The organism is Aeromonas sp. R4-2 (genome assembly GCF_040908295.1).
Taxonomy (GTDB): domain Bacteria; phylum Pseudomonadota; class Gammaproteobacteria; order Enterobacterales; family Aeromonadaceae; genus Aeromonas; species Aeromonas veronii.
In genome coordinates, this window is sequence record NZ_JBFODL010000007.1 from 287,660 (window position 1) to 301,910 (window position 14,251).

Annotated in this window: 10 protein-coding genes and 1 other RNA gene; 6 read left to right on the forward strand and 5 right to left on the reverse strand. The window is 59.4% G+C overall.

Annotated features, from left to right (window positions below):
* Window positions 1-35: 35 nt before the first annotated feature.
* The 3 genes from AB5Y99_RS04220 to lpcA form a co-directional block, all read right to left on the reverse strand.
* Complete coding sequence (locus tag AB5Y99_RS04220; protein WP_368208780.1) at window positions 36-371, reverse strand: Hpt domain-containing protein; 336 nt, start codon at window positions 369-371, stop codon at window positions 36-38.
* A gap of 291 nt (window positions 372-662) precedes the next feature.
* The gene (locus AB5Y99_RS04225) at window positions 663-1,472 is read right to left on the reverse strand and encodes a class II glutamine amidotransferase (protein ID WP_005334483.1); all 810 of its coding nucleotides are present in this window, start codon (window positions 1,470-1,472) and stop codon (window positions 663-665) included.
* A gap of 164 nt (window positions 1,473-1,636) precedes the next feature.
* Window positions 1,637-2,215, reverse strand: a complete 579-nt coding sequence (lpcA, locus tag AB5Y99_RS04230) for a D-sedoheptulose 7-phosphate isomerase (RefSeq protein ID WP_005334485.1) — start codon at window positions 2,213-2,215, stop codon at window positions 1,637-1,639.
* A 255-nt stretch (window positions 2,216-2,470) separates the two neighbouring features.
* On the opposite strand from lpcA, the gene fadE reads away from it, so the two are divergent.
* Window positions 2,471-4,927, forward strand: a complete 2,457-nt coding sequence (fadE, locus tag AB5Y99_RS04235) for an acyl-CoA dehydrogenase FadE (RefSeq protein WP_368208782.1) — start codon at window positions 2,471-2,473, stop codon at window positions 4,925-4,927.
* 179 nt (window positions 4,928-5,106) lie between these two features.
* The gene (locus AB5Y99_RS04240) at window positions 5,107-6,381 is read left to right on the forward strand and encodes an amidohydrolase (RefSeq protein ID WP_368208784.1); all 1,275 of its coding nucleotides are present in this window, start codon (window positions 5,107-5,109) and stop codon (window positions 6,379-6,381) included.
* A gap of 81 nt (window positions 6,382-6,462) precedes the next feature.
* On the opposite strand, the gene AB5Y99_RS04245 is transcribed toward AB5Y99_RS04240, so the two are convergent.
* Both AB5Y99_RS04245 and AB5Y99_RS04250 read right to left on the reverse strand, forming a co-directional pair.
* Window positions 6,463-6,810 (reverse strand): RnfH family protein, encoded by a 348-nt coding sequence (locus AB5Y99_RS04245; RefSeq protein ID WP_042054648.1) that lies wholly within the window; start codon window positions 6,808-6,810, stop codon window positions 6,463-6,465.
* Window positions 6,803-7,237, reverse strand: a complete 435-nt coding sequence (locus AB5Y99_RS04250; protein ID WP_005334496.1) for an SRPBCC family protein — start codon at window positions 7,235-7,237, stop codon at window positions 6,803-6,805. Before AB5Y99_RS04250 ends, AB5Y99_RS04245 begins: the two co-directional genes overlap by 8 nt.
* 169 nt (window positions 7,238-7,406) lie before the next feature.
* Here AB5Y99_RS04250 and smpB point away from each other — a divergent pair, with 169 nt between their 5' ends.
* From smpB to AB5Y99_RS04270, 4 genes are all read left to right on the forward strand, one after another.
* Window positions 7,407-7,895 carry an SsrA-binding protein SmpB gene (smpB, locus tag AB5Y99_RS04255; protein WP_005334498.1) on the forward strand — a complete coding sequence of 163 codons (489 nt, stop codon included), beginning with the start codon at window positions 7,407-7,409 and terminating at the stop codon, window positions 7,893-7,895.
* A 166-nt stretch (window positions 7,896-8,061) separates the two neighbouring features.
* Window positions 8,062-8,421: a transfer-messenger RNA gene (gene ssrA / locus AB5Y99_RS04260) on the forward strand.
* A 293-nt stretch (window positions 8,422-8,714) separates the two neighbouring features.
* Entirely contained in the window at window positions 8,715-12,959 is a 4,245-nt protein-coding gene (locus AB5Y99_RS04265) for a transporter substrate-binding domain-containing protein (protein ID WP_368208786.1), read from the forward strand.
* The gene (locus AB5Y99_RS04270; protein ID WP_368208787.1) at window positions 12,952-14,163 is read left to right on the forward strand and encodes an EAL domain-containing protein; all 1,212 of its coding nucleotides are present in this window, start codon (window positions 12,952-12,954) and stop codon (window positions 14,161-14,163) included. The genes AB5Y99_RS04265 and AB5Y99_RS04270 overlap by 8 nt, the downstream gene beginning before the upstream one ends.
* Window positions 14,164-14,251: the final 88 nt, after the last annotated feature.

Below are 14,251 nucleotides of genomic sequence, written 5' to 3' on the forward strand. Positions count from 1 at the left end.
CGGTCACGGCGCCCCGGCATCCCTGCATGGCGCCGTTACTGATAATCGACAAGAAACGCGAGCACTTGGGGCAAGGAGGCCTCCAGCAGTTGCAATTGGCGCTCTGCCTCGGCCACATCGGCCTGCTTGCTGGCCATCTCCAGCGCCATCACCTGCTGATAACTCGGCATGGCGCCGTAGCTGCCACAGGATGATTTCATGCTGTGCGCCACCCGAGCCAGCGCCTCCCACTCTCCCTGTTCATAGAGGGGTCTGAGCTGACTCAGCTGCTCGCCCACCTCTTCAATAAAGACTGCGATGACCACGGGCAGCATATCCGGACCGATATCCTCTGCCAGCTGCTGCAACACCTTGCGATCCACCCACTCCATGCGAGGCTCCTCCAGAACGGTATTCAAACAGACCATACTATAGATAGTTTTCGATGTCGTGGCTCACGACCAGGCAGTGATGAAGCACCCGATTGGATGGCTCAGGGAATAAAGTGGCAAAAAATGTGATCAGTATCGAAATAGCGATGCTGAAACGCCCATCAAGACAACAATTTGATTGCTAAAAATTAACAATTGATCAACACTCAATGCCGTCAGAGTGATGATGCTCAGCAACACCTCTCATCCCTTTTGCCTTTTATGGCTGCTGCGAAGAACCAGGGTAGGTATCTACCCTGGTATTTTTTTATCTTGCTCAAACGCGACCTGGTTGGTCGCCACCCGCTCCCCCATGCGAAACAGATTGAATTCGCCGGGCGCCATTTTGACCCAATTCTCATTGCCGGTCAGCGGACGGGTGGTGATCAGGGTGACCACATCGTTGGGGGTGGTCTCCCTTTGAAAGTCGATCACCACCTCCTCATCCAGCAGGCTCGCCTCGCCAAAGGGCGCACAGCGAGTCAGCCAGTGCAGGTTGTTGCTGCAGTAGCTCATCACATACTCCCCGTCCGAGAGCAGCATGTTGAACACCCCGAACGCTCTGAGCTCGTCACACAGGGTGGCGAGATAGCGAAACATGGCAGGAAAGTTGGCCGGACGCTTGGGATATTTTTGCTCCAGCCTGTCGAGCAGCCAGCAGAAGGCGTGCTCGCTGTCGGTATCCCCCACCGGCCGGTGGCGGCCGGTGGGCAGCTTCTTGTAGCCGGTGAGTTGACCGTTGTGGGCGAAGGTCCAGTAACGGCCCCACAGCTCACGGGTAAAGGGGTGGGTATTTTCCAGTGACACGCAGCCACGGTTGGCCTGCCGAATGTGGCTGACCACAGCGCAGCTCTTGATGGGCAGCGCCTGTACCAGTCTGGCGATGGGAGATTGGGCGCTGGGCTCGGGATCCTTGAAGGTGCGAAAGCCCTTCCCCTCGTAGAAGGTGATCCCCCAGCCATCCTTGTGGGGCCCGGTCTTGCCGCCGCGCAGCATCAACCCGGTAAAGCTGAAGCAGATATCGGTCGGCACATTGGCACTCATGCCGAGCAGTTCGCACATATCCGGCAGACTCCTTTCATGATTTGGCTTGTGTCATGTTCGACCAGCACGCTGGTTCGACAGACAGCAAGGGAAGGCGCAATCCCTTCCCCTGTGACTGGCAACAACCGGCCGATGGCGAACCATGCTACCGGCGTTGCCCTTGTCTGGTGACGATGGCCTGATTACTTGGCCATCTCTTTTTCGACCAGCTGGATCAGGATGTGGATCACCTTGATGTGCACTTCCTGAATACGGTCGGCATAGCCAAAGTGCGGCACGCGGATCTCGACATCCGCCAGACCCGCCATCTTGCCGCCATCCTTGCCGGTCAGGGCGATCACTTTCATGCCTTTGGCGCGGGCAGCCTCGATGGCTTTCAGGATATTGCCGGAGTTGCCGCTGGTGGAGATGCCAAGCAGCACGTCGCCACGGCGGCCGACCGCTTCTACGTAGCGGGAGAAGACATAGTCATAGCCAAAGTCGTTGGAGACGCAGGAGAGGTGGCTCGGATCGGAGATGGCGATACCGGCATAACCCGGGCGGTTCTCGCGGTAACGACCGGTCAGCTCTTCGGCAAAGTGCATGGCATCACAGTGGGAGCCACCGTTGCCACAAGAGAGCACCTTGCCCTCTTCCTTGAAAGAGTCAGCCAGCAGTTTGGCGGCCGCTTCGATGTTTTTCAGGTTCTGCTCATCAGCCAGGAAGGCCTGCAGCACGCTGGCAGCTTCGGTCAGTTCATTGCGGATCAATTCTTGGTACATGATGTCTCTTCCACTGTTTTTAGTGTGCGTGTAGATCGCGGCTATTCTCGCACAAGCGAATCGCACAGTCGCCCCCCTGCGAGCCACAGCGCTGGCGGCGCGTGAGCGTTATGGGGATCACAGAGAGAAGGTAATGAAGATGTAAACAGCTTGATAACTTTGTGCGTATGAATTACAACAGGGGCCATATCCAACAGGTCAGACCTCTGGATCAGTTACGCCACGTTGGCAACCTAACCACGCAAGGAGCAAGCAATGACGACGACCCTCACTCTGCTCGGGGTGATCCTGGTTATCGGAGCCCTGGCCTATCGCCGGGCATCCCTGTTCATCTCCACCCTGGTCACCGGCGCCGCCCTGGTGCTTGGCGCCATCTATGGTCATGTGCCCTTGCTGGTATGGGCGCTGTTCGCGGTGATCGCCATCCCGCTCAATCTGGTGGAATTTCGCCGCAATCAAATAACCAAGCCGCTGTTCAAGATCTACAAATCGATCATGCCGGAGATGTCCCGCACCGAGAAAGAGGCGATTGAAGCGGGCACCACTTGGTGGGAAGCCGATCTGTTCGCGGGCAACCCGGACTGGAAAAAGCTGCACGCCATTCCGGTCAGCGCCCTCTCTGCCGAAGAGCAGGCCTTTATGGATGGCCCGGTCGAGGAAGTGTGCCGCATGGTGAGCGACTGGGAAGTGACCCACGAGCGCGCGGACCTCTCCCCCGAGGTGTGGCAATACCTGAAGGACAACAAGTTCTTCGCCATGATCATCAAGAAGAAATATGGCGGTCTGGAGTTCTCTGCCTACGCCCAGTCCTGTGTCCTGCAAAAGCTGTGCGGTGCCAGCGCCGTGCTCGCCTCCACCGTTGGCGTGCCCAACTCGCTGGGCCCGGGCGAACTGCTGCAGCACTATGGCACTGACGAGCAGAAGGATTACTACCTGCCCCGTCTGGCGGTAGGTAAAGAGATCCCCTGCTTCGCCCTGACCAGCCCGGAAGCGGGTTCTGATGCCGGCTCCATCCCCGACTTCGGTATCGTCTGCAAGGGCGAGTGGGAAGGAAAAGAGGTGCTCGGTATGCGCCTCACCTGGAACAAGCGCTACATCACGCTCGCCCCTATTGCTACCGTGCTGGGTCTCGCCTTCAAACTGCGTGATCCGGAACACCTGCTGGGCGAAGAGGAAGAGCTCGGCATCACCTGCGCGCTGATCCCCACTCACATCAAGGGTGTCGGCATTGGCCGTCGCCACTTCCCGCTCAACGTGCCGTTCCAGAACGGTCCGACCCAGGGCAAGGATGTGTTCGTCCCGCTCGATTTCATCATCGGTGGCCCGGCCATGGCCGGTCAGGGCTGGCGCATGCTGGTCGAGTGTCTGTCGGTCGGTCGCGGCATCACCTTGCCCTCCAACAGCACTGGCGGCGTCAAGATGCTGGCCCTGGCAAGCGGCGCATATAGCCGCATTCGTCGCCAGTTCAAACTGCCCATCGGCAAGATGGAAGGGATTGAAGAGCCGCTGGCCCGCATCGGCGGCAACGCCTACATCATGGGCGCCGCAGCCAACCTGACCGTGACCGGCATCGACCTTGGCGAGAAGCCCTCGGTCATCTCCGCCATCGTCAAATACCACCTCACCGACCGTGCCCAGAAGTGCATCATCGATGCCATGGACATCCACGGCGGCAAGGCCATCTGCATGGGCCCCAACAACTATCTGGCCCGTGGCTATCAGGGTGCCCCCATCGCCGTTACGGTGGAAGGGGCCAACATCCTGACCCGCAGCATGATCATCTACGGTCAGGGCGCTATCCGCTGCCACCCGTATGTACTGCCGGAGATGCTGGCCGCCAGCCACCCCGACAAGGAGCAGGCGCTGAAGGATTTTGACAAGGCGGTATTCAGCCACGTCGGCTTTGCCATCAGCAACCTGGTACGCAGCTTCTGGCTCGGTATCACCGGCGCCCGCTTTGCCGCGGCACCGTACAAGGATCAGACCAAGGGCTACTACCAGCAGCTCTCCCGCCTCTCGGCCAACCTGGCGTTCCTGTCAGACATGGCGATGGGCACCCTGGGTGGCGAGCTCAAGCGCAAGGAGCGGGTTTCCGCCCGTCTTGGCGACGTGCTGAGCCAGCTCTATCTGGCCTCCAGCGCCCTCAAGCGCTATCAGGACGAGGGACGCCAGCAGGCCGACCTGCCGCTGCTGCACTGGGCACTGCAAGATGCCATGTTCAAGGCACAAGAGGCGATCGACGAGCTGCTGCGCAACTTCCCGAACCGCTGGATTGGTCTGGCCCTGCGCGCCGTGGTGCTGCCGCTGGGTCGTGACCTGAACCGTCCGTGCGACAAGCTGGACCAGCAAGTGGCCCGTCTGCTGCAAACCCCGAGCGAGACCCGCAGCCGCCTGGCCAAGGGGCAATACCTGACTCGCGAAGAGGGCAACCCCTTCGGTCTGCTGGAGCAGGCGCTCGATGACGTGCTGGCCGCCGAGCCGCTGTTCGAGAAAGTCTGCAAGGCAGATGGTATCAAGCGTCCCTTCATGGCGCTGGACAAGGTGGCCGACATCGGCCTGGCCGCTGGCGTACTGACCCAGAGCGAAGCCGAGCTGCTGCGTCGCGCCGAGGTAAGTCGCCTTCGCACCATCAACGTCGATGATTTTGACCCCATCGATCTGGTGGCCAACAAGAAGCTGTTTGAAGCCTCCGCGTACCATCACGCGGCCTGATAACCAGCTATCGACAACGCCTCCCTTGTGGAGGCGTTTTTTATGGGCGCTCACCACTATTCACGGCCCTCACAGCCACCACTTGCACTCACAGCTCCCCCGACCAGCTGCGGGCCCCGTGTGGTCAGCCAGGAAAAAAGGCACAATAGCCGACAAATCGAATCACCAAGGAAGCCAAGATGACCCTTGAGCACCTGATCCTGTGGCGCCGCGACCTGCACCGCCTGCCGGAAGCTGCCTGGAAAGAGTTTCGCACCACCAGCCTGATTGCCCACCACCTGAGCGAGCTCGGTTATCGCATCGTGCTCGGCGACAAGCTGCTGGCCAGCAATTTGATGATGGGCCGTGATGTGGATGTGGCGGCCGAGAAGGCTCGCGCCCGTCGTCAGGGAGCCCATCCCGACTGGCTGGAGCGGATCGGCGATGTCACTGGCCTGATGGGAGAGCTGGATACCGGCCGTCCCGGTCCGACCCTGGCCTTTCGCTTCGATATCGACGCGGTGGAGGTGGAAGAGTCCGACGCTGAACAACACCAACCGCAGCAGGAGGGTTTTGCCTCCCACAACAAGGGGTGGATGCACGCCTGCGCCCACGATGGCCATACCGCCATCGGCATGGGGCTGGCCAGCAGCCTGATGGCGATGAAAGAGCAGCTGTGCGGTCGCATCAAACTCTTCTTCCAACCCGCCGAAGAGGGGTGTCGCGGTGGCAAGGCGCTGGCTGCCGGTGGTGCACTCGATGACGTGGATGCCCTGCTCTCGCTCCATATCGGCATTCACGCTGGCAGCGGCGAGCTGGTGATCAACCCCACCGAGTTTCTCTGCTCCACCAAGTTCGACGTCCACTTTATGGGCAGCGCCGCCCATGCCGGGCTCGAGCCCAATGCCGGCAGCAATGCGCTGGCTGCCGCCTGCATGGCCACCACCGCCATGCTCGGCATTCCCCGCCACCGAGACGGCATGACCCGCATCAACGTCGGCCAGCTTCACGCTGGCAGCGGCCGCAACGTCATCCCCGATCATGCCGAGCTGCGCGGTGAGACCCGCGGCGCCGACAGCGCGCTCAACGACTACATGTTCAGTCAGGTACAGCGCATCGTCGAAGGTACCGCCCTCGCCCACGGTGTCACCTATCGCATCATCAAGCAGGGTGAGGCCATTGCCCTCGACAACAGCCCGGCACTGCAGGCCGAGCTGGCGGCGCTGGCCCGCAAGCAGGGGCTCGCCACCATCCAGACTCGCCGCTTTGGCGCCAGCGAAGATGCCGGTTTTCTGATGGAGCGGGTGCAAAAGCAGGGGGGCGAAGCGGCTTACCTCATCCTGGGGGCCGATCTGGCGGCACCACACCATCACAACGAATTCGATTTCGATGAGCGAGTGATGCAAAGCGGGGTAGAGCTACTGGCCGCCTGGGCCCGTGCCCGACTGGGTGTGGTAGAAGCAACCCTCTCTTGATATCCCCTCGGCCAGCTCACTGGTTAACGGGATCAAAAAAAGGCGCCTCGGCGCCTTTTTTCTGCAAGAAAAACCTGAGCGCTACTCGCGGAGCTTGCGATGCACATCGGGGCGACCACCGGTCACGCTATCGGCTCTCCCCTCCTCTTTAGCCTTCTCGGCGCGCTTTTTACGCATCTCGCGGGGATCGGCGATGAGCGGGCGGTAGATCTCGATACGATCCCCGTCGTGCAGCGGTTCGCTCCCTTTCACCGGTCGGCTGTAGATGCCGAACTTGTTGACCGCCAGATCGATCTCGGGGTGCTTTTGCACGATGCCGGACTGCTCGATGGCTGCCAGCACACAGGTCTCGGGCGCCACCCGCAGGGCAATCACCGTCTGCTGCTGCGGCAAGGCATAGACAACCTCGATATTGAGCTGGTCAGACACCGTAGACCTCCTTCGCCCGGTTGGAGAAAGCGGAGACCATGGAGCTCACCAGATCGCGGAATACCTGACCAAAGGCCACCTCGATGAGCTTGGAGGTAAACTCGAAATCGAGATCGAACTCCACCTTGCAGGCGTCGACATCGAGCGGGGTAAAGGTCCACCAGCCCGCCAGCTTGCGGAACGGGCCATCCACCAGTTCCATCCTGATCTGGCGGTTCACATCCAGCTGATTGCGGGTAGTAAAGGTCTTGGCAATCCCCGCCTTGGCCACATCGACCGACGCCATCATGTAGTCATCGCCAGCCTCGTGGACACGGCTGCCGACACAGCCGGGCAAAAACTGCGGGTAGGCATCCACATCGTTAACCAACTTGAACATCTGTTCTGCACTGAACATCACCAGGGCACTGCGCGTAATTCGGGGCATGGCTTTTCCTCATCCAATCGGCGCGATTTTATCACCATGTTTAGGGTTGTGGAGGTAAAACCTCAGCCAAACCGCTCAGAAAGCCACCACTTGACCTGCTGCGCGTTTTACAGCCGTCCCTGCCTACGTATAATACGAGCCTCCTAGTCATTGCCGGAAATCGCCCGTCATGAGCAAAAAAAACAGTAAAAACAAAGCCGGGTCCAGCACCATTGCACTCAACAGAACCGCGCGCCACGAATACTTCATCGAAGAGAAGATCGAAGCGGGTCTGTCCCTGCAAGGGTGGGAAGTCAAATCCCTGCGGGCGGGCAAGGCCAACATCAGTGAAGCCTATGTCATCTTCCGCGATGGCGAGGCCTATCTGTTCGGCTCCAGCTTCCTGCCACTGCAAGCGGCCTCCAGCCATGTGGTATGTGACCCGACCCGCACCCGCAAACTGCTGCTGAGCCGTCGTGAACTCGACAAGCTCGAAAGCCTGATCGCCCGTCAGGGCTACACCATAGTTCCCCTCGCCCTCTACTGGAAACAGTGCTGGGTCAAGGTCGAGATCGGCCTGGTGAAGGGCAAGAAAGAGCACGACAAGCGCGAAGATACCAAGGCCCGCGAGTGGGATCGGGAGAAAGCTCGCATCATGAAGAACAAGCATCGCGGCTAACCTGCGACTGGCAGGATCAGAACGCCAGTACACCTTCCCCCGGCGCAGCTGACTCTTCAGGCTCAGCTGCGTACAATAAATCGGCAAACAGACTGGTTGCCAGAGGGAATGGGTATCAACGCCTTGCTATGACAGCATTTTTGCGTACAATCGCAATTAACAACTTGGGGCTGATTCTGGATTCGACAAGATTCACGAAACCCAAGGTGCATGCCGAGGTGCGGTAGGCCTCGTTAATAAACCGCAAAAAAATAGTCGCAAACGACGAAAACTACGCACTAGCAGCTTAATAACCTGCATAGAGCCCTTCTACCCTAGCTTGCCTGTGTCCTAGGGAATCGGAAGGTCATCCTTCACAGGATCGTGTGGAAGTCCTGCTCGGGGCGGAAGCATTAAAACCAATCGAGCTAGTCAATGCGTGGCGTGTCTCTCCGCAGCGGGTTGGCGAATGTAAAGAGTGACTAAGCATGTAGTGCCAAGGATGTAGTAATTTTGGACGGGGGTTCAAATCCCCCCAGCTCCACCAAACGTTTGGAAAGGGCCACCTCGCAAGAGGTGGCCCTTTTTATTTGTCCATGTCCATGTTGTTTACCAATATCAAACTGGTTGGATTTTTTTCCAATATCCCCCTTGAACTGGCCTTTGACAAAAAATCAGGCGCATCACCGCGCAGGCTTTATCATCAGGTTGCCATCCCGATACTAGCCGGACTCACAGCCGCACATTGGCATGTCGTGGCCCAATATTGAGTAAATTGATGTTGGCCGCTGCATTTTAATGCACTTACAATATGCGCCCAATTCTGTTGGATTCCTTCTTATGCTCCGCCAATGTGATCGTCTATTCCTGTTTCTCCTGCTACTGCTCTGGGGCGTGGCGGCGCACGCCATTACCAGTCTGAATGAAGACGAGTTTGATCTGTCTGAGCGCGCCTGGCTGTCATCACACCAGGAGCTGGTCATCGGCATGCCGATGATGGGTGACCCTCCATACAGCTATAAGGATGCAGATCAACGTTTTACCGGCCCTGTCCCCGATATTGCGCAGCAGATTGCCAGAACGCTCGGGTTGACCCTGCGCTACAAGGTTTACCCCTCCTACCTTGATGCGCTGACCGGGCTTGACCACGGCGAAATCGACATACTGGTGAACGACCAGCCAAGCGAACAATGGCGATCCAATATTGTCTCCCTCCCGTTTTTGCTCTCCATGCCGCGCGGCGTGCTGCTCAACAATGGCAAAACGAAGTTGTCACGACAGGATGCCCATGGTTTGCACTGGGTCTGTGTCACAGGAGTCAATGCTTGCAGTGAATTGAAAAAACTGGGATTTCTCCGTGTGACCGAGGCAGAGAGTCGCAGTGAAGCAGCCTTTATGCTCAAAAAGCGCATGGCTGACGCCTATCTTGCCGACATGCCGTCACTGGTGATGGTGAGAGATCAGCATCCCAAGGCTGGCTTCACCATTGCCACTCCGGAATGGGTAAGCGGCACGTCTCTCTCCATCAATATGCACAAGAGCGACCCGGCACTGGTCAGCCTGGTGAGCAAGGCATTCAACGAGATACCGGTTGAAGATCGTCGTCACATGCTGGCCGCCACTACGACTAGCCAACATGCGGACTCAGGAGCGGTGAAGTCTGTGCAGTTTACCCCTGAGGAGCAGGAGTGGCTCAACCAGCATCCTGAGCTGACTTACGGCGTCTCTCCGGACTGGACCTCCATGAGCGAATTCAATTACCGGGGCAGGCTGGTCGGTTATGTGGCGGACCTGATGGCGCTGATGCAGCAAGTCTCCGGGCTGAAGTTCTCTCTGGTTCGCACCAATAGCTGGGGTGAAACCCAGAATATGCTGAAGCTGCGGCAGATCGATTTTATTCCGGCCATCTCCCCCAACCACGACCGCGGCCAGTTTGCGCTGTTCACCCCCGGCTATCTGTTTGTCGATCGGGTCGTTATTGCCCCCAAAGGCAGTACCGATATCACCGATCTCTCACTGCTGCGAGGGAAACGGGTCGGCATGGTGCATGGCTCGCTGGATAAAGATCTACTGACCAACATTGGCGCCCATCCGGTAGAGGTCAACAATGACAACCGCTTGCTGGAGCTGCTGGACACGGGCGATGCCGACTACGTGATGGTTACCCTGCCATCCATCAACAAGCGGGTGAGCGAACGCTATCAGGTGGTCTATGCCGGCAAAGACTTGCGCCTGCCGGTCGCCATGGCCACGCGCAAAGATCCCATGCTGCAGCGGATCCTCACCAAGGTGCTCTATTCGATACCGCCGGAGGAGCTCAATAAAGTGGAGAGACGCTGGCTCTCCATGAGCGTGCAGACCGGCATCAATAGCGAAACAGTGCTGTTCTGGTTCGCAATGGGCGGCGCGACAGCCACCCTGCTGTTTACCCTGTTCTGGGCCTGGAACCGAACCCTGAAACGGGAGATCGTGCAGCGACAACGGGCCGAGAAGACACTCAATGAGCAGTTGGTGTTCGTCCAGACCCTGCTCGACTCCCTGCCCAATATGGTGGCATTGCGGGATCACGAGCATCGCCTGACCCTCTGCAACCGGGCATACCGCGAGCTGTTTATCGGTGACGGATCCGCAGGAGATGGCTGGGGTTATATGACCGAGGACGAGCGGCAACAGATGCTATGCGAGGAGCGTGCGGTCTGGGAAACCGGCGAGAGCTTCCAAGGATCGGGTTATACCCAGCGCGAGGGGGATATTCCCCTTCACGTGGTCTACGTCAAGTTGCCCTATCGCGCAGCAGACGGCGCGATTCAGGGGGTGCTGACGGTATTGACCGATGTCAGTGCCCTCAAGGCCGCCGAAAACAAGGTGCGAGAAGTGGAGGGCAGGCTGCGGGACATCACCGACAGCATGCCGGGTCTGGTTTATCAATATCTCTGGCAAGGGGCCGGCAAGGGGAAATTCCTCTATCTGTCCCAAGGAGCCAGCGACATTCTCGGGATGACCCATCAAGAGTTGATGGCAGCCGAGTCTGGCGGCGTGATCCTCGGCTTGAACGACGAGGCTCTGGCAGCCTTTATCGATAAGGTGGCCAAACATGCGCGAACCCTTGAGCCGCTCGATATGGAGGTGCTGGTGCCCTCTGTTCAGGGGGAGCGATATATCCAGATCCGCGGCAACTTTGTGGCGCAACAGGGCAATGATCGCCTGCTCAACGGCGTGGTGCAGGACATCACCGCCATCAAGCAACAGGAGCATGAACTGCGCGAGGCGCGCGCCGCAGCCGAGCAGGCGATGCAGGCTCGCAGCCGTTTTCTGGCCACCATGAGCCATGAGCTGAGAACCCCCATCTCGGGCATGCACGGCATGCTGGAGCTGCTGCGCATGAGTGAGCTCAATGATGACCAGCGCTATCTGCTGCGCAATGTGGAGAGCTCGGCCAACCACCTGCTCTATCTGGTCAACGATATCCTCGACTTTTCCAAAATCGAGGCGGGTCAGCTGCACCTCAATCGCCAATCCTGCCGTCTGCAACCCGTGGTGTGCGATGTGATCCGCGGCCATGCCGCACTGGCCTACAGCAAGGGGCTGAAGGTCACGCTCCAGTGGGAGGATCAACTCCCCGACCTGGCCGATATCGATCCGGTCAGAGTGGGCCAGGTGATTTCCAATCTGCTCAACAACGCGGTGAAGTTCACCGAGCAGGGCGTCATTTCGATCCAGGCCAGCTATCACGACCAGCAGCTGGTTATCGCGGTGACGGATACCGGCATCGGCATCGCCGAAGAGAAGCAAGCGCTTCTCTTTACCCCGTTCGAGCAGGTGGAATCCGATATCAATCGCCGCTTTGGTGGCACCGGTCTGGGCCTGGCCATCTGTGATCAGCTGGTGAAGAAGATGGGCGGCACCCTGACGGTCAAGAGCCAGCTCGGTGAAGGGGCCTGTTTCCGCTTCAGCATCCCGCTGCTCAATGTCCTGTGGGAACCACCCGCACTGGCGGGCAGCGAATGGTGGTGGCTGGGTAGCGATGCCACCTTGCAGGTCACCATGGCACGACTAGGCGCCCGATTGAGCCCCCTCGAGATCCGCCAGCTCACCGCCGATCTCGACGGCCTGCTGTTGGCGGAAGAGGCCGCGCTGGAGTCCAGTATGGGGAGCGATTGGCACACCTTGCTGCAATCCGGCACTCTCAAGGGGGTCATCCTCTCCCCCCGCGAAGCGTTGCGGGGGCGCATGGGCTCGGAGAATTGGTGGCGCCTCGGCCAATCCCCCCTCTATCCGGATCTGTTGCTCGAAAGCTGCCGCGAACTGATCACCGAGCGAGCCGTACCCACCCATGCCGCCAGCATCGAAAAACTGGGCGGGCGGGTGCTGGTCGCCGATGATCATCTGGTTAATCGCGCCCTGCTGACCCGTCAACTGGCGATTCTGGGAGTGGAGTGCGAGGTAGTGGAAGATGGCGAGAAGGCGTTGCGCGCCTGGCAAACCCGGAATTTCGCCCTGCTGATCACCGACTGCCACATGCCGCACATGGATGGCTACACCCTGACCCGCCGCCTGCGGGAACAAGAGGAGCAGGCCCCCATCATCGGCGTCACCGCCGATACCTCGGAGGAGGCGGCAGCCAATATGACGGCAGCCGGCATGAACGGCATGCTGTGCAAACCCTATTCGCTGGAGTCACTGCGCCAGATGCTGCTGCGGTGGTTGCCCGCGACTACGATCACAGAGAGAGTGCCCGCACGACAGGCCATCAATCTCGACATGATCGGTCGCTGGCAAGATCTGTTTGGCGATGAAGGGATTGCCAAAAGCATGGCAAGGGAGTATCTGGCCTCCAACCGGAAAGATTGCCACGCTATGATGAGCGCGCGCTCCTCCGATGATAGCCAGGAACTGGTGGAGATCGCCCACCGCATCAAAGGGGCAGCCAGAATGGTCGGGGAGCTCTCCCTGGCCGAGCAGGCGGCGCAACTGGAATCGGCGGCCCGCCTCAAACAGTTGAGCGAGCTCGCGCTGCTGACACAGAGAGTGGAAGAACAGATGAACAATATTGAACGTGAAATGGGATTGTGGCTCGATGAGTAGAACGGCAGACGAGTTGGTCATTATGGTGGTCGAGGATCACGGGTTTCAACGCAAGACCCTGATGCACCAGATCCGGGCGCTCGGTTATCAGCAACTGCTGGAGGCCGCAGACGGCATCGAAGCCCTGGCGCTGTGCCAGAGCCACACTGTCGACATCCTGTTCTGCGATCTGCGAATGCCCGGCATGGATGGCATGGCGCTGCTGCGCCGCCTCTCGCTGGGTGGCTTTCAGGGCGGCATCATCCTCTCCAGCGCGCTGGAAGATGACGTGGTGGAGGCCGTGCTGCGGATGAGCGCGGCCTATGGTCTCCATGTGCTGGGTCGCATCGAGAAACCCTCCAGCCCGCAGCGACTGCGCCAGCTGATCGACTCCTGGGCCCCCAAGTCGGCCCCCTCGGGCAAGGACGATGGCCTCGTCCTGTCGGTGGACGAGCTCAAACGCGCCCTCGACAACGACCAGTTGCTGCCCTGGTATCAACCCAAGGTCGGCTTTGCGTCCGGCCAGTGGGTGGGGATGGAGGCGCTGGCCCGCTGGCAGCATCCGGAATACGGGCTGATCTCCCCCGGCATGTTTATCCCGCTGGCGGAAAACAACGGCCTTATCGACCAGCTGACCGATGTCATCATCAACAAGTCGCTGCAGGATTGCCATCTGTGGGGCCAGACCGGCCTCTCCCTCAATCTGTCGATGAACCTCTCCACCACCTCGCTGATTGAGGGAGACCTCTGCCACTTCCTGATCAACCAGTGCCAGCGCTGGGGCGTCAACCCCGAGCTGATCACCCTGGAGGTGACCGAAAGCTCGTTTGTCGAGGATATCGGCAAGGCGCTGGAGGTGCTGACCCGGCTGCGGATGCACGGCTTTGGCCTCTCCATCGATGACTTCGGTACCGGCTACTCCTCGATGCAGCAGCTGGCGCTGCTGCCGTTTACCGAGCTCAAACTTGATCGATCTTTTGTCGATCGCTGCTATGCCGACCCCTCCCGTCTGGCCATCATCGAATCGAGCATCGAGCTGGCACGCAAGCTGGGGCTGAAATCAGTCGCCGAAGGGGTGGAAGATGTACAGACCTGGCAACTGCTGGCCAAGCTGGGGTGCGATATCTGCCAGGGCTTCTTTACCGCCCGCCCGATGCCACGCAGCGAACTGCAGCACTGGCACCAGATCTGGCAAGCCCGGCTGCCCACCCTGATATCCGGCTGATCTCCTGCGACCAACCCTTCGGGCCAACAGGGCACCGATCGGCAACGTGAATGGCCGCCTTCAAAAGGTGGCCATTTTCTTTGTGTCG

What these genes read in the sequence shown, in the direction of transcription:
- AB5Y99_RS04220 (WP_368208780.1), bottom strand. Translation starts at nt 371, where the DNA reads ATGGAGTGGGTGGATCGCAAGGTGTTGCAGCAGCTGGCAGAGGATATC.
- AB5Y99_RS04225 (WP_005334483.1), bottom strand. Translation starts at nt 1,472, where the DNA reads ATGTGCGAACTGCTCGGCATGAGTGCCAATGTGCCGACCGATATCTGC.
- lpcA (WP_005334485.1), bottom strand. Translation starts at nt 2,215, where the DNA reads ATGTACCAAGAATTGATCCGCAATGAACTGACCGAAGCTGCCAGCGTG.
- fadE (WP_368208782.1), top strand. Translation starts at nt 2,471, where the DNA reads ATGACGACGACCCTCACTCTGCTCGGGGTGATCCTGGTTATCGGAGCC.
- AB5Y99_RS04240 (WP_368208784.1), top strand. Translation starts at nt 5,107, where the DNA reads ATGACCCTTGAGCACCTGATCCTGTGGCGCCGCGACCTGCACCGCCTG.
- AB5Y99_RS04250 (WP_005334496.1), bottom strand. Translation starts at nt 7,237, where the DNA reads ATGCCCCGAATTACGCGCAGTGCCCTGGTGATGTTCAGTGCAGAACAG.
- smpB (WP_005334498.1), top strand. Translation starts at nt 7,407, where the DNA reads ATGAGCAAAAAAAACAGTAAAAACAAAGCCGGGTCCAGCACCATTGCA.
- AB5Y99_RS04265 (WP_368208786.1), top strand. Translation starts at nt 8,715, where the DNA reads ATGCTCCGCCAATGTGATCGTCTATTCCTGTTTCTCCTGCTACTGCTC.
- AB5Y99_RS04270 (WP_368208787.1), top strand. Translation starts at nt 12,952, where the DNA reads ATGAGTAGAACGGCAGACGAGTTGGTCATTATGGTGGTCGAGGATCAC.